General features: G+C 56.0%; 21 protein-coding genes. 17 read left to right on the forward strand and 4 right to left on the reverse strand.

Annotated features, from left to right (window positions below; genetic code table 11):
* Positions 1-9: 9 nt before the first annotated feature.
* The 6 genes from WMW72_RS29130 (at position 10) to WMW72_RS29155 (ending at position 3,911) form a co-directional block, all read left to right on the forward strand.
* Positions 10-288 (forward strand): hypothetical protein, encoded by a 279-nt coding sequence (locus WMW72_RS29130; protein ID WP_341419107.1) that lies wholly within the window; start codon positions 10-12, stop codon positions 286-288.
* 82 nt (positions 289-370) lie between these two features.
* Positions 371-1,690, forward strand: a complete 1,320-nt coding sequence (locus WMW72_RS29135) for a glutathionylspermidine synthase family protein (RefSeq protein WP_341419159.1) — start codon at positions 371-373, stop codon at positions 1,688-1,690.
* A complete protein-coding gene (locus WMW72_RS29140; protein WP_341419108.1) occupies positions 1,683-2,117 on the forward strand; it encodes a DUF350 domain-containing protein in 435 nt (144 codons plus the stop codon). Before WMW72_RS29135 ends, WMW72_RS29140 begins: the two co-directional genes overlap by 8 nt.
* A 19-nt stretch (positions 2,118-2,136) precedes the next feature.
* Positions 2,137-2,526: an SMU1112c/YaeR family gloxylase I-like metalloprotein gene (gene gloA2, locus WMW72_RS29145; RefSeq protein WP_341419109.1), complete on the forward strand. Its 390-nt coding sequence runs from the start codon at positions 2,137-2,139 to the stop codon at positions 2,524-2,526.
* Between the two features lie 287 nt (positions 2,527-2,813).
* Positions 2,814-2,945 (forward strand): hypothetical protein, encoded by a 132-nt coding sequence (locus WMW72_RS29150; RefSeq protein ID WP_341419110.1) that lies wholly within the window; start codon positions 2,814-2,816, stop codon positions 2,943-2,945.
* A gap of 174 nt (positions 2,946-3,119) precedes the next feature.
* On the forward strand, positions 3,120-3,911 hold the full coding sequence (locus tag WMW72_RS29155; protein WP_341419111.1) for a (2Fe-2S)-binding protein: 792 nt from the start codon (positions 3,120-3,122) through the stop codon (positions 3,909-3,911).
* A gap of 146 nt (positions 3,912-4,057) precedes the next feature.
* On the opposite strand, the gene WMW72_RS29160 is transcribed toward WMW72_RS29155, so the two are convergent.
* The 3 genes from WMW72_RS29160 to WMW72_RS29170 form a co-directional block, all read right to left on the reverse strand.
* Positions 4,058-4,246: a hypothetical protein gene (locus WMW72_RS29160; RefSeq protein ID WP_341419112.1), complete on the reverse strand. Its 189-nt coding sequence runs from the start codon at positions 4,244-4,246 to the stop codon at positions 4,058-4,060.
* A gap of 94 nt (positions 4,247-4,340) precedes the next feature.
* Positions 4,341-5,183: a hypothetical protein gene (locus tag WMW72_RS29165; protein ID WP_341419113.1), complete on the reverse strand. Its 843-nt coding sequence runs from the start codon at positions 5,181-5,183 to the stop codon at positions 4,341-4,343.
* Positions 5,184-5,405: 222 nt separating this feature from the next.
* On the reverse strand, positions 5,406-6,173 hold the full coding sequence (locus WMW72_RS29170) for a sulfite exporter TauE/SafE family protein (protein ID WP_341419160.1): 768 nt from the start codon (positions 6,171-6,173) through the stop codon (positions 5,406-5,408).
* Between the two features lie 242 nt (positions 6,174-6,415).
* Here WMW72_RS29170 and WMW72_RS29175 point away from each other — a divergent pair, with 242 nt between their 5' ends.
* Positions 6,416-7,381 (forward strand): 3'-5' exoribonuclease YhaM family protein, encoded by a 966-nt coding sequence (locus tag WMW72_RS29175; RefSeq protein WP_341419114.1) that lies wholly within the window; start codon positions 6,416-6,418, stop codon positions 7,379-7,381.
* A 132-nt stretch (positions 7,382-7,513) separates the two neighbouring features.
* A complete protein-coding gene (locus WMW72_RS29180; protein WP_341419115.1) occupies positions 7,514-7,633 on the forward strand; it encodes a YjcZ family sporulation protein in 120 nt (39 codons plus the stop codon).
* Positions 7,634-7,710: 77 nt separating this feature from the next.
* On the opposite strand, the gene WMW72_RS29185 is transcribed toward WMW72_RS29180, so the two are convergent.
* Positions 7,711-7,932 (reverse strand): hypothetical protein, encoded by a 222-nt coding sequence (locus WMW72_RS29185; protein WP_341419116.1) that lies wholly within the window; start codon positions 7,930-7,932, stop codon positions 7,711-7,713.
* 271 nt (positions 7,933-8,203) lie between these two features.
* Between WMW72_RS29185 and WMW72_RS29190 the strand changes: the two genes are divergently transcribed.
* From WMW72_RS29190 to WMW72_RS29230, 9 genes are all read left to right on the forward strand, one after another.
* Positions 8,204-8,746, forward strand: a complete 543-nt coding sequence (locus WMW72_RS29190; protein WP_341419117.1) for a hypothetical protein — start codon at positions 8,204-8,206, stop codon at positions 8,744-8,746.
* A 117-nt stretch (positions 8,747-8,863) separates the two neighbouring features.
* Positions 8,864-9,115, forward strand: a complete 252-nt coding sequence (locus tag WMW72_RS29195) for a YolD-like family protein (protein ID WP_341419118.1) — start codon at positions 8,864-8,866, stop codon at positions 9,113-9,115.
* A gap of 17 nt (positions 9,116-9,132) precedes the next feature.
* Positions 9,133-9,408 (forward strand): hypothetical protein, encoded by a 276-nt coding sequence (locus WMW72_RS29200; RefSeq protein WP_341419119.1) that lies wholly within the window; start codon positions 9,133-9,135, stop codon positions 9,406-9,408.
* 351 nt (positions 9,409-9,759) lie between these two features.
* A complete protein-coding gene (locus WMW72_RS29205; RefSeq protein ID WP_341419120.1) occupies positions 9,760-10,545 on the forward strand; it encodes a glycoside hydrolase domain-containing protein in 786 nt (261 codons plus the stop codon).
* A gap of 281 nt (positions 10,546-10,826) precedes the next feature.
* The gene (locus tag WMW72_RS29210) at positions 10,827-11,906 is read left to right on the forward strand and encodes an ABC transporter substrate-binding protein (RefSeq protein ID WP_423227615.1); all 1,080 of its coding nucleotides are present in this window, start codon (positions 10,827-10,829) and stop codon (positions 11,904-11,906) included.
* A gap of 28 nt (positions 11,907-11,934) precedes the next feature.
* Positions 11,935-12,213, forward strand: a complete 279-nt coding sequence (locus WMW72_RS29215; RefSeq protein ID WP_341419121.1) for a hypothetical protein — start codon at positions 11,935-11,937, stop codon at positions 12,211-12,213.
* A gap of 229 nt (positions 12,214-12,442) precedes the next feature.
* A complete protein-coding gene (locus WMW72_RS29220; RefSeq protein ID WP_341419122.1) occupies positions 12,443-14,713 on the forward strand; it encodes a heavy metal translocating P-type ATPase in 2,271 nt (756 codons plus the stop codon).
* An 89-nt stretch (positions 14,714-14,802) separates the two neighbouring features.
* A complete protein-coding gene (locus WMW72_RS29225; RefSeq protein ID WP_341419123.1) occupies positions 14,803-15,036 on the forward strand; it encodes a hypothetical protein in 234 nt (77 codons plus the stop codon).
* Between the two features lie 92 nt (positions 15,037-15,128).
* Entirely contained in the window at positions 15,129-15,470 is a 342-nt protein-coding gene (locus WMW72_RS29230) for a c-type cytochrome (RefSeq protein WP_341419124.1), read from the forward strand.
* Positions 15,471-15,495 lie beyond the last annotated feature (25 nt).

The following is a 15,495-nucleotide window of genomic DNA, read 5'->3' on the forward strand; positions in this document are numbered from 1 at the left end:
AAATGCAAGATGGACCAATCGAAGAGCGGCACGCGGACGAAGCGCCTCCTGTCCCTTTTCGTCGCATCAGCTCTGGTAGCTGCGGGAACCGCAGGGTGCGCGGACAATAACTGCATCGACCGCAATCAGGACGGGTACTGCGACAATGGGGGAGGAGGCCGTTCAGGCACCTATTACGGAGGCGGCTCAAGCGGAAGCGGAAGTAAGCTGAACAGCGGAGACACGGGCGGGGTATCGTCAGGGATCAGTAAAGGAGGAATCGGCAGCAGCGGGAGCTCCAGCTCCTAGAGCAAGCCGAACCCTCTAACGGAAGTAAGAGACTCACGGAGGTGTTAGCTTGCACACGAATAAGGGACGCACGGACCACCGCATGTCCGAAGATTATGCCATGCGGCGTGAGGCCCTATATGAGCCGCTGCGCCAGGAGGGCGTGTTTACCTGGGACCGGATGTACGGCGAGGAATATGCGCTGGCCGGGCTGCATCCGCTCGGCCGTGATGAGCTGGCGGATATGCGCACAGCCGCCGAGGCGCTCGGCCGGATCTATGCGAGGACCGTGCGTATCGTCCAGCAGGGCGGACCGGAGCTGTGGACGGAGCTGGGGTTGCCGGAAGCGGCGTTCGGCACGCTGCAGCTCATCACCGATGAATCCGTGCCGACGCTGATCGGCCGATTCGACTTTGCCCGCACCGGGGACGGGTGGAAGATGCTGGAGTTCAACAGCGATACGCCGACTGGGATCGTGGAGGCATTCTATGCCAATGGCCGGATTTGCGCCGCTTACGGCGAGGCCGATCCCAACGAAGGCTGCGCGGAGCAGCTGCCCCGGGCGTTCGGCCGGATGCTGGAGTTATACCGCGAGGCCGGCTATGCGACGGAACGCATCGTCTTCAGCGCGCTGGGATGGCATGAAGAGGATGCGGGAACGACCCGGTATTTGCTCAGCCGCTCGGAGCTGCCGAATGCGGTCTTCACGCCGCTGGAGGAGCTTCGCGTTCAGGAGGATCGGCTGCTCGCGCCTCTTCTCATGGAAGAAGGAGACGATCCTGCCAATCCTGCGTCCCCGGCGATGGCGCCGGTCGATGTGCTCTACAGGCTGCATGCATTGGAGAAGCTGGCAGAGGACCGGGACACGGACGGCTACCCGACAGGTGTCCACGCGCTGGAGCTGATTGGGGCGGGCCGTCTGGCGATCATTAACCCGCCGTCAGGCTTTGCGGCCCAGACGAAGGCTCTGCAGGCTCTGATCTGGAGCTTGCATGAAGCGGGACAATTTTACACGGATGAGGAGCATGAAGCGATCCGCCGGTACATGCTGCCGACCTATATGGAGCCTTGTCTGGAAGAGGGCATCTCTTATGTAGGCAAGCCGATCCTGGGCCGTGAAGGCAGCAGCGTCACGATTTATGACGGCAATGGCGAGCCTCTCGAGAGCAGCGGGGAGCTGGATTATGCGGACCAGCCGATGGTGTATCAGCAGTTCGCCCGGCTCCCGGGCATTCGGGTGGAGACGCTGAATGGTCCGTTTGAGGGAAAGCTGCTGTGGGGCTGCTTCCTGATCGATGGGGTCGGCTCGGCCGTTATTGCGAGGGTCGGCGGGAACATTACGAGCAATATGTCGTATTATTTGCCTTGTGCGCTGAAGGAAGCGCAAGGCGGGAGTGGAACGGGAGGACGCGAGAATGAGTGAGGTTAATAATATTGTAAGCTTTTTGATTTACCTGGCGATAACCGTGCCCTTGATGGGCCTGGGTATTTTATTTTTTAATCTCGTGACGCCGTACAATGAATTCAAGCTGATACGTGATGCTGGAGATGTGACGGATCCGGTGAAGGCGGCTGCCGGCAAATCGGCTGCTTACGATCTGGGCGGCAAGATGATCGGGCAGGTGGCGGTACTCGCCTCGGCGGTCTATCACTCGGTCGGTCTGCTGGATCTGATCATCTGGGGCTTGCTCGGCATCGCCTTCCAGATCATCGTATTTTACATATTCGAACTGCTGACGCCGTTCCGGGTCACCAAGGAGATTCCGAAGGGCAATGTATCGGTCGGTATTTTTTCCTTCTGTCTGAGCGTCGCCTCGGGTCTGTTGATGGCATCGCTCATCAGCTACTAAATCTAAGGAGAATACAGCCATGCTCGCTATCAAGCGTATCCATCATGCCGCCATCATCTGCTCGGATTACGAAAGGTCCAAGCGATTTTATGTAGAGGTGTTGGGTCTGGAAGTCGTGAATGAAACGTATCGGGCCGAGCGCCAATCCTATAAGCTGGATCTGAAAGTCGGAGACCGCTACCAGATCGAGCTGTTCTCGTTCCCGGACGCCCCGGCGCGTACGAGTTATCCGGAAGCGCGCGGCCTGCGCCATCTGGCCTTCGAGGTTGAGGACGTCGAAGCAGGTAGCGCTTGGCTGTCCAACCAGGGAGTGGTTGTAGAAGCGATCCGGACGGATGAAACATCGGGCAAGCGGTTCACCTTTTTCGCGGACCCGGACGGGCTGCCGCTGGAGTTGTACGAAGCTTAACAGGAGCTTATGCTGCTGGGAGAAAGAAGGTGAAAGGCTGGGGCAGAGATCGTTGCTGCCGCAGCCTTTTTGCTGCGTGCTGAAGATAAACGAATACAGACCTTACGAGAACGGCTAGGCCAGAGAACATAGGAGACAACGGCGCTTCCATTATCCGGAGCTTCCTGACCGGACTGACCGAAATCTAACGCTGCGCTAACAGATTTCCAACAAAGCTTTGGTATGCTTGCCTTACCAGAAGAAACTGCCCCGCAACGGTGGGCGGCTTGGTCAAGGGGGATGCGGGGATGGAGAATCGGCTAACGAGGGGGCTTGTGTTCGGGCTGTTGTTCAGCGTTCCGCTATGGATATCACTGATCGGTTGGATGCGGTGGCTGGCTGCATGGGGTGCGGCCGTCATCACCGGACATCTGAGTTAGGCACTCCTGCGCTTCTACATGAATGAGAAGCCTGCACAAAGCACCAGCCGAAGAACAGATTTCTTAGACAATGAGATGGAAAAATAACGGAAGATCGACTATAATTGAAAATGAAAATCGTTATCATACTCAATCGGCAGTCACCGGTTGATGCTTGAAGGAAGGCGATAAATCATGATCAATAGTCAATTTTTACAGGATACATTCTATATTCGTCAAGAGGATCCGGAGCAGCTGCTCTGGTCAAGTCCTGCGGCCGAGCTGCTGCAGCCCGGAGTCATGAACAGCTTCCTGGAGCTGTACGGTCAGCGCATCAAGGCGCTGGAGCCTGCGGCGGCAGCTGTGTATATGGGCAGCTGGCTCGGATTTTTGGCACTGGGCCAGCAATACGTGCTGTCTGCCCATAACCGTTGTCTGGATATGTCCCTGGACAACCTGGTGATCCAGCTCTACGAGAAGGATAGCTACACGCTCGTCTCCTTCAAGCTCGGGGAGGGCCCCGAGGGCTCGGCTCCAGAGGAGTTATCCGCCAGAGAAGGCTGGCTGGGAGCTACGCTGGAAGCACTGTACGGCTGTACGCTGCGTCCGCTTCTGGCAGCTATAGCGGAAGCGAGCGGCGTGGAGATCGGGCAGCTCTGGGGGCAATTTCCGACCAAGTTTAACTATTACATCGATTACTTGACGAGCGGTGATAGCCCGGCCGAGCTGAAGGAACGGATCCAGGAGGATTACCGGTATTTGCGCCAGGAGCTTCCGGCTGAAGTATTCGGACGGAAGAAAAATCCGCTTGATGTGAAGGTACGGATGATCGAGTCGCTCAAGGAACCCGGCAAGCAGATGCGGATGAAGAACGCCTGCTGCCTGTACTACCGGACAGAAGGGGGCCAGTACTGCTATTCCTGTCCGAGAATGAAGGAAGAAGAGCGGGCCAAGCGCCGCGAGCAGGCCCGAGCTGCTACGGTCTAGCCTCGGTTCCGAGGCTTGGGACCAACAGCAAATGAAATGGATAGAGATTCAGCTCTATGCTGAAGCCTCTATCCATTTGTATTTCGCCTATACTGGCTAGTCTGAGCGGCTATCAAGAACTTCCTCTACATGTGAAGACGCGTTGCCTAAGCGTGGTAGCTGCCGATCGGCTCGTTCAGCACCCATTCGAGCAGGACGATCTGCTCGTCCAGCCGCTCGATCCGTTCGCTGGCTGCGGTTGCTTGCGGCGTATCGCCGGCTGCCTGAGCCTCCAGCGTCTTACGCTGGATCAGCAGCTCGTTTAGCTTGCGTTTGATCTGATTATCGGTTCTCAATGGCTGCACATCCTTTCGTCCCCATGATCTTACCAGAAATTCGGCAAGCGGGAAAGCGTCGGACCCAGATCAAGATCAGACTGCAGGGGAAGAATCAACCGTGCTGAAGATGGCCCGTCCGTCTGCGGCCCTTCTCTGTCCATTCACGCCAGAACAGGTCGTCCGAGGGGGCATACAGCTCATAGAAGGGCACCTTGTCGATGGCTTTGCGGCACAGGGCCTTCGTGATAGAGGAATCGCTCGGCTCCAGAGGCTTTAAGTACAGCGAGCCGTGCAATTGCTGTACGGCCTCCTTCCGGCTGACGGGCGCGTGATGGATCATCGGCGAAGGATGTTGGGCATAATAGGCGCCGACTTCATAAGTCAGATGAATGCTCTGCGGACTCCGGCAGATTCCCTTACGGAAAGGCGAACTGAAAGCCCTTACTTGTCCGCCTGATATCTTGAGAATGGCAGCCTGATCGGATAAAAGCGCCGAAGCGGCAGGAGGCGGGGAAAAGCTCTGGCCTTGCAGGCCCGAAGACAGCATGAACAGATAGGCTTTGTTCTCCTCCACCACGGACGAGGCGCTCACAATCAAGCCCCATTCCCGTTGCGTAATCAGCGCATTATACAGCAGAATCAGCGCATGCTCGAGCGCCCGCTCGTCATAAGCTTCAATGAAGGCCTCCGAATAGTCTCTCGAGGCCGCAATTAGCAGATCGCTGCGTGAGTAGCGGACACGGTCTGCCGTAAAAATGATCTGCGGCAGGCGGGAGTCCTGAGCAGTGCCATAGCCCATATTGACGCTGATCGTCATGTCGAGCGGCGAAGCGAAGGTATAGCTGGTGGCCGGTACGGCGCTGAATGTACGCATGGCCCAGGCGCACAGGCTATCGGATGGAAACTCAACGGCCAGACGATGCTCCGCTATGGTAAGTTCCAGTAAATAGGACATGGGCATCCCCCTTCAAGGGTTATGGGATCGATACGATACGTATCTGGGTTGTCGATTGACGACCGCATCTCTTTTTAGTTTGTGATGGTCGGTAAAAGATCGGCGGATGCGTTAAGAAGCGAATGGAGGAATAGTCGCTTATATGTAAATATATGTTACGATATGTATCAAGTCAAGCGAATTTAACCCCTGTTGACCAACAGGGGGCGGTCAGTGGGACAATCAGCGAAAAATGAGCTTCAATCCGCTGAACAGGATGAGCAGCGCGATGGCGATGCGGAGCGGCTTGGCGGGCATGCGCGCCGACCATTTGCTGCCGAGCAGAACGCCGGGAACAGACCCGATCAGCAGCTGAAAGGCAAGTCCAAGATTGACATGGCCGAGACTGAGATGCAGCAGTCCTGCCGCAGTGACCAGCAGGAAGGCATGGGCGATATCCGTGCCCACCAGCTCGGCGGAGGACAGCCGGTAGAAGATCATCATCGCCAGGGCAAATAGGGAACCGGACCCGATCGAGGTGAAGCCGACCAGGAAGCCCAGCACAAAGCCGATGGCGATCGTAAGCGGAAGCTTGCGCTCCAGAGGCATGTCCTGTAGGGAAGAGGCATGCCGGGATTTCAAGCCGAGCTGGACCAGATTAAGCAGGGCCACGATGACCAGCATGAACCCGAGCGCATGCCGGATGATCAGATCCTGATAGCCGTGCAGCGGGGGAAAGCTCTTGAGCAGCAGGATCGAGGCAGCGGCCCCGGGAAGGCTGCCCAGTGCGAATTGACGGGCCAGTGCCAGGTTAACGGTTCGTTGGCGCAGATGCTGTACGCTGCCGAACAGCTTGGTGACCGAGTTGTAGACCAGGTCTGTGGCGACGGCTGTCATGGGCTGGATGCCCGCGGTCACCAGCAGTGGTGTGAGCAGCGAAGCACCGCCTACGCCTGTCAAGCCGATGAGTATACCGACAAATGCTCCAATTGCAATAAGCTCGAGTTCGATAGCTCATTCCCCCTTGTCCAAGCTTGGTATCTGTATAACACTATGCAGAATTGAAGGGAACATGACTTGTCTGCGATTTCGACCGAGTTAACAAGAGATCGGGAGCCGTACCTATGCGGCAATTTGTCAGGAAGTCTTGATCTACGAAAGCTCATGCTTTACAGTTAAATAGCGGAAACATGGGAACAGGCTCCAGCATATTGACGAAAGAGCCAGGCGTACGAGAGGGGAAGAAGCTTGTTATGAAAGCAATCAAAAGCTTTGTCGACGGAGAAGAAGTTACGGGGTATTATTTGTTGAAGCTGGCCGAAGTCAAGCAAACGAACGCGACGCCGCCCAAGGCGTATTTCGATCTGATCTTAGCGGACAGCAGCGGCGAAATTTCCGCCAAGCTGTGGGATATATCCAGCACGGATAGGGAAACATTTTTCTCCATGATGCTGGTGAAAGTACATGGTGTTGTGCAATTATACCGAGACAGGCTGCAGCTGAAGATTGCGCGCATCCGTAAAGTAACGCCGGAGGATGATTGCTCGATCAAGGACTTCATCCGCACTGCGCCAGTGGAGGCCGAGACGCTGGTCGCAGCGATTGCCGGAGCGGCTTCGAGCATACAGGACAAGGAGCTTCGCTCCATCGTCGATTTCTGCATCGCCAAGGCGGGCGACAAGCTGCTGGATTACCCGGCAGCCAAAGGGATGCATCACGCCTATTATGGAGGACTCGCCTACCACACGTCGCGTATGCTGGAAATCGGGGAGTTTATCGCGGGCCAGCGGCCGTTCCTGAATGCGGATCTGCTGAAGGCCGGAATTATTCTCCATGATATTGCGAAGACGGAGGAGCTCACGGCAGAGCTCGGTGTCGTGAAGGAATACAGCTTGACTGGCAGGCTGCTCGGCCATATCTCCATTGCCGCGAGCTGGATCACCGAAGCGGCGATCACACTGGGCCTGAATACGGGTGCGGAGAATGTCGTAGCTCTCCAGCATCTGGTACTGTCCCATCATAATCTCGGCGAATGGGGAAGCCCGGTCCAGCCCCAGCTCCCAGAAGCCGTAGCCCTGCATCATATCGACCAGCTTGATGCGAAGCTTCAGGCTGTCGAGGATGCGCTTTTCTCGATGAACGATACAGATGAATGGTCGGCTCCGGTAAGAGTGCTGGAGAACAAACCTATTTATCGGATGAGAAACATTGGCAGTTGATCGTTCGGAGCCCAGTAGCTCTGGAATTTTGAGAAAAGAATGTGTAGAAAGAGTCCGAACTAGTCAAACGCACAGTCACCGGCAACTGTCACGCAATATGATGGATTATATTCAAAAGGGAGGTTTTTCTCAATGGGTTATGTTGGCGGTATTGGTGCAAGCTGCGCTGGCTACGGCGGATTTACTTCCACAGGTGCAATTCTGGTACTCTTCATTTTGCTGGTTATCATCAGCCGTGCTTTTGTTTGGTAGGAGAGTAGCGGGGAGGGGCTGCATGTTGATGCAGCCCTATTTTGTTTTCCTGACTTGGTTCTGAATCGCCCGGCCGGTCAGTGCTTGCGGTTATCCGGTTTAACGGGATGCTTGATTGCCTGAGCTTCTTTGCTGTGGCCGGAATCCGGGTGCTCGTGATCGATGCCTGCCAGCCGGTCCATTAAGGCTTCGACATAGTTGCTGATTTTATCTGTGGCGGCCATATCCTGCTGATCCATCGGCGTTGGAATTCCTGCGAAGGTACCTGATACATCGGGTTCTCTTTTATGCTTGTCCATCGGGCATCCATCCTCTTCTGTGACATGTGGGCATACCCTAGATTACCCAACTGCAGGAGGGCTGATACCCCAATTTAGCATTGCCATAACCGTTATGCATAACGTATATTGGGGAGAAGTCCAGAGAAAGTTGTAATGCGGGGGTGGCAAAGTGACTATCATGTACCTCTTCTTGGGTATGCTTGATCTCTTGGTTGTTTTGGCTTTGTTATTCCAGCTCTTCCGGTGGCCATACTTCCGTTATTGGAAAGGGATTCTTCTCATATCTGTGTTGAGCTCGGTCGAATCCTATTATTTCAGAATCGAATACGAAATCCCGCAATGGGATATTGCTGTACAAGGTTTAACTCTTCTGCTCGGTCTGAAGTATATGCTCAAGGTCAGGCTGCATCATGCACTGACATTAACCGTCAGCGGTCTTCTGGCTTTTATGATCATTCAGGGTCTCGTACTGAAGGGCTTGGAAGCGCTTGGCATTGTGAGTATGAACATTATCTACGAGAACATAGGTATTGATTTGTTTACCTTGCAAGTGTCGTGCCACATCGTCGGGTTTGGGATCGCGTATACCCTCTATAAGCTTCGCCTGGGCTTCTCTTACGTAACCGTTCCTGCTTGTAATCGGCATCGGTCGCAGTCTCCGGGAGACAAGCTGGCTGTCGTGGTCCACATTCTTGCTGTTCTGATTGTATTGAGCACGATGTTCTTGGTCATTCAATACGGTGGCAGGGGTTTGGATGTCGTCGTCTACACGGGGCTCCCCGTTTTGGCAGGGCTCATGTATTTGGCCTACCAAGAAGAAATCCGGACGTGACGTACAGCATGGGGCTGCATCGCCGTCTTGGAGCTTCCGGATAGGAAGTAGACATGACATCCGTGCCAGATCACGATATAATGAGCGGACGGTCTTGTTGATGAAGGGGGAAGCGGCATGGCGAAAGCAAAGGTGGCGAAGCGACCAACACGGGATGAATTCGAACTGGAGGAACTGGGTAATCAACTGGTCGAGGCCAAAAATGAAGATTCCGAAATTGTGCTGACGGTGTGGGGATGGGAAGAACAGGTAAGAGGGCGGATCGTACATATGGATTCGCGTACCAAGCTCGTCCATCTTCAGTGTCAGGATGAAGTCACGAAGGTGCCTTTCATGGATATTATGAGAATGGATTATCCAAGAGACTAAGTCCGAAGAAGGTGGCGATGAGATTGTGGGTTGTCATGGCGGCTCTGCTGTTCATGCTTCTATTCTATACGGCAGCTGCTGTGCTATTGGTAAAGGTGATCACTAAAAAAGCCCTCAGACGTGACGTTACTCCGGTTCAGCTTATGGGATTACTTATCGGGCTGGCGGTTGCCGCCTTGACGGTGCAAAGGCTTTATTACGCCCAGCCGTTAGGTTCTGCACATCTGCTGCCGCTGATTGTGTCTGCACTTCTGGTATGGAAGGGCGATTCGCTAGGACGTAAGTGGCGCTAGATTCAAAGCCATTGGCAGCCAATATGGAGCATTCAAACATGCAGTCCATTCTCTCAGGGAATGGGCTGCATGTTTTTTATTCAGGCAACCGAGTTTTCGCTATTATGGCAACGTATAGTCTAGGCTGGATCCATAAGATTTAATCAGCCAGGAATCACTTAGAAGGTCTCGTTCAGCTGGATGAGAGTTCGGGCACGTCTATTGTATAGGAGAATACAGTATTTGTGTATGAAACCCTGCCTGGAACATAGAGTTGGCCCACACGGACGGGCAGCATGCGGAATATAGTAATTCTAGCAAGGGATAACCAGCCCTTGGCCCGAGCAGCTGCACGGAAAGGAGATGGGAACCATGGCGAAAGGGTTTGATTGTGCGACTCCGCTTACTGCATCGCTGGTCAAGCAATTTGCCAGTCAGGGCTTCACCTTCGTAGGCAGGTATCTGGCCGAAGCGGGGTCATGGAAGCGGCTATCTCCCGCAGAGGCCAAGCTAATATCTGACGCTGGCTTGTACATCGTCTCATTCTTCGAACGCTATGCCAACCGGGTTCGCGAAGGAGCGGCCGCTGGTACGGCCGATGGCAAGCTGGCGCTTCGCTACGCACAGGAAGTGGGCCAGCCGGTCGGATCGACCATTTATGCGGCAGTGGACTATGATGCGCCGGCAGGTGACTTTAATGCGATCGAGGCGTATATCCGGGCATTCGATGCCCAAATTACGGGGTACGAAGCCGGAGTCTACGGCTCTTATTATGTTGTCAAAGCGATGCATGAGCGGGGCGTGACGGCCAAGCTGATGCAGACCTATGCCTGGAGCAGAGGATTGAAGTATGATGCTATCAGCATTTATCAGTATAAGAACGATGTGATCGTCAACGGGATTGGGATTGACTATAACGAATCCAATGGGAACGCAGGGGGGTGGAAGGTAGGGATGGCTATCATACAGCAGCCGTGTCTGGACCCGGGCGTCGCGCAGACAGTCATCAACACCTGGATCAAGAAATCATGGGCGGATGCGGAAGCCGCCAAGAAAGGGGCTGACTCGGCAACGGTCCAGGCGCTGACAGACCAGCAGAAGTATTATAACCAGCTCGCGAATGCGCTGAGGGATGCGGCGGGACTGCCGCGTGAATAACGAAGTCATCTTTAGTGCCGCTGGCCTCGGCTTGCGGGAACTCATGCAGCGATTCGCTCGCTGCCTACATAAGAACAGCTTAGCCGCCTGCTGAAGCGGGCTTTCGATGCGTGAGCACCGGGCTGTGGAGGACAAGGGATAACGCACTTCGGCCGATACGGGAGAGACAGTGTGCCGAGATTATTGCAGATGTTTACAAAGGAGAGCAGTTCAATTAACAGGCATCTGACTTTATTATTATACAGAGTAGGACCTATACCATCACTTAACGCAGGGAGAGAATACTCTTGTTGAAAAAAGGATCGATCATGGTGAGTTTAACGGCGCTGCTCATCGTTAGCGGCTGCGGTACAAGCGGACAAGCCCCCTCTACACAAGGATCGCAGACACCTAAGCAGGAGCCGGCCAAGCAAGAAGCGCCGAAGACTGAGCCTGCTGCCGCTATTTCTGGCAAGCTGTCCTTCTATACTTCCCAGCCCGAAGACGATGTGACCAAGCTGGTAGCAGCTTTCAATAAGAAATATCCGGACGTGAAGGTTGAAGATTTCCGCTCCGGCACGGAAGAAGTTACAGCCAAGCTTCAAGCCGAGAAACAAGCAGGCAAGGTACAGGCAGATGTGCTGCTGTTGGCCGACGCCGTTACCTTCGAAGGACTGAAGAAGCAGGGCTTGCTGGCCTCTTACAAATCGCCGGAGCTGACGAAAATTCCGAAAGACCTCGTAGACGCGGACGGCGCCTATGCCGGTACGAAGGTCATGGCTACAGTGCTCGCTGTGAATACGGGTAAGGTCAAGACATTGCCGACTTCCTGGAAGACGCTGACTGCTGCCGAAGGCAAGGACTCCGTTATCATGCCGAGCCCTCTATACTCGGGTGCAGCGGCCTATAACCTGGGTGTATTCACCCGTACGGACGGATTTGGCTGGGACTACTTCAAGGGTCTGAAGACCAACCATATATCTGTTGTGAAGGGCAACGGAGCCGTATTGAATGCTGTGGCAGCAGGAGAGAAGCCTTACGGGATGGTCGTCGATTATCTGGTGGCCCGAGAGAAAGCGAAGGGCTCTCCGATTGAGCTGGTCTATCCGTCGGAAGGCGTACCTGTGATCACGGAGCCGATCGGAATTTTGAAAAATTCAGCTAATGAGAAAGCTGCCCAGGCGTTCGTGGACTTCGTGCTCTCCGAGGATGGCCAAAAACTGGCCTCCAGCATCGGGTATACCCCGATCCGTGAAGGTGTAGCACCTCCCAAAGGTTTGAAGGGCTTGTCGGAATTTAAAGTTCTCTCTTCGGATATCGGCAAGCTGGCCGAGGCACGCGAAGCGGATAAGAAGCAATTCTCGCAAGAATTTGGCCAATGAGGATGGATTCCAACGAAGCTGGCAACAGGTGAAATATGCGAAGGAGGGGGACGGGGGCATTCCCGCCCTCCTTTTTGTTGTCCGGCGACTGGGAATGCCCGCCCTGCTCGTGCTGGCGACTATCGCACGGGCTGTATTCTTCGTGCTGCCTATCGCCAAGCTCGCGTATCTTAGCATCCAGGACACCGCAGGGTTCACGCTCTCGCATTATGGACCTGGATATGTGCTGAGGAAAATCCCCGTGATCTGGAGTGGGCGACGCTCGGAGGACGGGATCTGGGAGATCAGTTCTCCCCTGCAGTTCTAGGTTCATGACCGGGTCACACTGAATATGCAGCCGGGCGAGCAGGTCAGGAGCCTGAGCGGCTTGAAGGTATCTCTTGTCAGCGCGGAGTTATATGGAATAGAAAACCCAGCCCCTGTCTTCTTAAGCCTTAGGAGACAGGGGCTGTTTGCGCGAAATTTTCTTAATATTTTCCCTGGCGTGTCCATACATATCAGGGGAAACCCCATACTGGATAAAAGGACGTGTGGACATGAACGCTGACCTGCCTCATGAGAAGGCGACGCTGCGCATCCAGGGCATGACCTGCTCCGCCTGCGCGACGAGGATTGAAAACGGGCTGTCCAAGCTGCCGGGCGTTGCCTCCGCCTTCGTCAATCTTCCGCTGGAGGCGGCTTACTTGCGCTACAACTCTTCGCAGATAGAGGTGGCGCAGATTACGGAGCGAATCAGACAGCTGGGCTTTGCCGTTGCTCTCTCGGAAGAGGGCCGTTCCGGTGAACTGCCGGCCAAGCAGGGCGGGGCGGCGGACTGCCGAAACCGGTTCCTCGGCTCACTGCTGCTGACGCTTCCGCTGCTGTGGCCGATGCTGCAGCATGTACCGTGGACAGCGGACTGGTGGGTGCCGAGCTGGGTGGCTCTCCCCTGGACCCAGCTGGCATTGGCCACGATCATCCAGCTCGTCTGGGGGCTTCCTTTCCTAGAGGGAGCCTGGAGGTCGCTGCGTCGCGGAGCGGCCAACATGGAGGTGCTGATCGCCATCGGAACGACAGCCGCTTATTTGTACAGCCATTATCTCGTATTTCGTCCCCCGGTAGAAGGGCATCCGGCGTTATACTTTGAAACCTCGGCGGTGCTGATCACCGTGGTATGGCTGGGCAAATGGCTGGAGGCCCACTCCAGGCAGCGCGCCCAAGCTTCCATGCAGCACAAGCGGTCGCTGCTGCCTGCTTCCGCCTGCAAGGAAGTGAACGGTGAGGAGGAGGAGATCGCATCTGCGCTGCTTCGCAAGGGCGATGTGATCGTGCTGTCGGCAGGCGATACGGTACCGGCAGACGCGCTTGTCGTGGAGGGAGGGGGGCTGGCCGATGAGGCTTCTCTGAACGGTGAGAGCCTTCCCCGGGAGCTTCGCGAAGGGGACCGGGTGTGGGCAGGCGCACGCGTGACGTCCGGGATGCTCAAGGCCAGAGTAGAGCAGGCCGGAGCGCAGAGCTCGCTCGGGAAGGTGATTCGTGCGCTGGAGGAGGCACAGGGGTTGAAGCTGAGCCTTCAGGCTCATGCCGACCGGGCGGCCGCCTGGTTTGTGCCGATCGTACTGGGCCTTGCTGCCGCTTCCGCGTTAGCGTGGTATGTCCTGGGCCGCCCCGGCGACGCAGGATATGCCCTTCGTGTCGGCATCGCTGTGCTAGTGTGCGCATGCCCCTGCGCGGTAGGCATGGCAGCCCCGTTGTCGGTGTTCATCGGCTCGCGCAGGGCAGCGGAACGGGGAATTTTGTTTCGCAGCGGGGCGGCGATGGAAGCTTTGCAGCGTGTCGATACGATGGTGCTGGACAAGACCGGCACGCTCACGCAGGGCATTCCGGTCGTCACGGGCTGGCTCCGTGGGCCTCATGCACCAGGCGATCTGTTGCGTCTCGTGGCTTCAGTCGAGCAACGCTGCGAGCATCCGATCGCAGGCGCGTTCGTGCGCGAGGCGGGTAAGCAGGGGATCGTGCTGCTACCGGCTTCGGAGGTGGAGGAGCTGCCTGGATTGGGCGTGCAGGGCCGGGTGGGAGAGCGCCGTGTCGTGGTCGGCTCCGGCAGGCTGATGAGCCAGTTGGGTATCCGTTGCCCTGAGAGCGATCTGCTGCGGCAGTGGGAGGAGCAGGGCCGGACGGTGATGCATATCGCTGTGGAAGGAGCGTGGGTCGGGGCAGCAGCCATGGCGGATGCGTTGCGCACAGATGCGGCGTCAGCCCTGCGCAGGCTGAGGAAATCGGGGCTGCGGACGGTTCTCGCGACGGGTGACGGCAGTCGGGCCGCTTGGCATGCCGCCCGGCTTGCCGGGATCGGCGACATCCGCTCGAACTGCTTGCCGGCTGATAAGCTGGCCATTGTCCGTGAATGGGGCGAGCGGGGGCACCGGGTAGTTATGGTCGGGGACGGCCTGAACGATGCGGCGGCGATGGCTGCCGCACATAGCTCCATCGCGGTCGTCAATGCGACGGAAGCGGCCAGGGAAGCAGCTGATGTGCACGTGCTGAGGGCTGATTTCGACGCCGTTCGCGAGGCGGTCGACATCAGCCGGCAGACGGTCCGCAACATTAAGCAAAATCTGGGCTGGGCATTTGCTTACAATGCACTGATCCTGCCGCTAGCCGTCGCAGGTCATATCGAGCCTTGGGCCGCTGGAGCGGCTATGACGGCCAGCTCGCTGACGGTTACGTTGAATGCGCTCCGTCTGCACGCCAGGCTCCGCACTCCGCGCTCCAACACGGAGAGGGGCGAAATGTCACTTGTTATCCAAATGGGGAAGCACAAATGACTCTTTCGAGTCATAGCCAGCCACTGTTTCCTTATGATTTGATTAAGGGAGCGTAGGGATGGAGTAAGACTCACTTTGTATACCGGCATTTGAAAAGTCTGATTCTGATTATTCCAACAACCCTGACCATCGGTTTATGGGAGCATGTCTGTCAGCTGCAAGTGTTCACGACGGTGAAGGCCACCGGGCCGAAGAAGTCTCCGGCTCACCTCCCGAAGGAAGTGTTGGAATGTGTGGCCTGGGAGAGGTCCGACAAGGAAATCTCGGACGAGCTGGATATCTCGAGCATACGATCACAATCATTGGAAGCCTATTGGCCATAAGCTTCACTTGGAAAACCGGGTGCCATTGATGAGATACGCGTATGAAACAGGATGAATTCATCCTAGATTTTTAGCGAAATGAGGGATGCGATATGAAACGGTCATGGATGCTGGTAGTAGGGGCGGTTTCGCTGGCGCTGGCGCTTGCCGGCTGCGGCAGCAAGGGTGCAGGCGGTGGAGAAGGACAGGGACAAGGAACGGCCGCAGGGACGACAAACGCGCAAGCGCTGTACAAGTCCAATTGCTTGGCCTGTCATGGAGATCAGCTGCAGGGAGGCATGGGACCCAAGCTGCAAAAGGTGGGGGCCAAGCTGAGCGCGGAACAAATCACCGCCAAAGTTCAAAACGGCGGGGGCGGCATGCCCGCCTATACCTCCAAGCTGAAGCCAGAGGAGATTCAAGCCTTGGCGGCTTGGCTTGCCGAGAACAAATAACGAAATATCCAAGACGCTTAGAATG

It is taken from the genome of Paenibacillus filicis (genome assembly GCF_038070315.1).
Taxonomy (GTDB): domain Bacteria; phylum Bacillota; class Bacilli; order Paenibacillales; family NBRC-103111; genus Paenibacillus_G; species Paenibacillus_G filicis.

What these genes read in the sequence shown, in the direction of transcription:
- WMW72_RS29180 (WP_341419115.1), top strand. Translation starts at nt 7,514, where the DNA reads ATGGGTTATGTTGGCGGTATTGGTGCAAGCTGCGCTGGCTACGGCGGA.
- WMW72_RS29185 (WP_341419116.1), bottom strand. Translation starts at nt 7,932, where the DNA reads ATGGACAAGCATAAAAGAGAACCCGATGTATCAGGTACCTTCGCAGGA.
- WMW72_RS29200 (WP_341419119.1), top strand. Translation starts at nt 9,133, where the DNA reads ATGAGATTGTGGGTTGTCATGGCGGCTCTGCTGTTCATGCTTCTATTC.
- WMW72_RS29165 (WP_341419113.1), bottom strand. Translation starts at nt 5,183, where the DNA reads ATGTCCTATTTACTGGAACTTACCATAGCGGAGCATCGTCTGGCCGTT.
- WMW72_RS29130 (WP_341419107.1), top strand. Translation starts at nt 10, where the DNA reads ATGGACCAATCGAAGAGCGGCACGCGGACGAAGCGCCTCCTGTCCCTT.
- WMW72_RS29175 (WP_341419114.1), top strand. Translation starts at nt 6,416, where the DNA reads ATGAAAGCAATCAAAAGCTTTGTCGACGGAGAAGAAGTTACGGGGTAT.
- WMW72_RS29140 (WP_341419108.1), top strand. Translation starts at nt 1,683, where the DNA reads ATGAGTGAGGTTAATAATATTGTAAGCTTTTTGATTTACCTGGCGATA.
- WMW72_RS29205 (WP_341419120.1), top strand. Translation starts at nt 9,760, where the DNA reads ATGGCGAAAGGGTTTGATTGTGCGACTCCGCTTACTGCATCGCTGGTC.
- WMW72_RS29220 (WP_341419122.1), top strand. Translation starts at nt 12,443, where the DNA reads ATGAACGCTGACCTGCCTCATGAGAAGGCGACGCTGCGCATCCAGGGC.
- WMW72_RS29230 (WP_341419124.1), top strand. Translation starts at nt 15,129, where the DNA reads ATGAAACGGTCATGGATGCTGGTAGTAGGGGCGGTTTCGCTGGCGCTG.
- WMW72_RS29155 (WP_341419111.1), top strand. Translation starts at nt 3,120, where the DNA reads ATGATCAATAGTCAATTTTTACAGGATACATTCTATATTCGTCAAGAG.
- WMW72_RS29150 (WP_341419110.1), top strand. Translation starts at nt 2,814, where the DNA reads ATGGAGAATCGGCTAACGAGGGGGCTTGTGTTCGGGCTGTTGTTCAGC.
- WMW72_RS29195 (WP_341419118.1), top strand. Translation starts at nt 8,864, where the DNA reads ATGGCGAAAGCAAAGGTGGCGAAGCGACCAACACGGGATGAATTCGAA.
- gloA2 (WP_341419109.1), top strand. Translation starts at nt 2,137, where the DNA reads ATGCTCGCTATCAAGCGTATCCATCATGCCGCCATCATCTGCTCGGAT.
- WMW72_RS29135 (WP_341419159.1), top strand. Translation starts at nt 371, where the DNA reads ATGTCCGAAGATTATGCCATGCGGCGTGAGGCCCTATATGAGCCGCTG.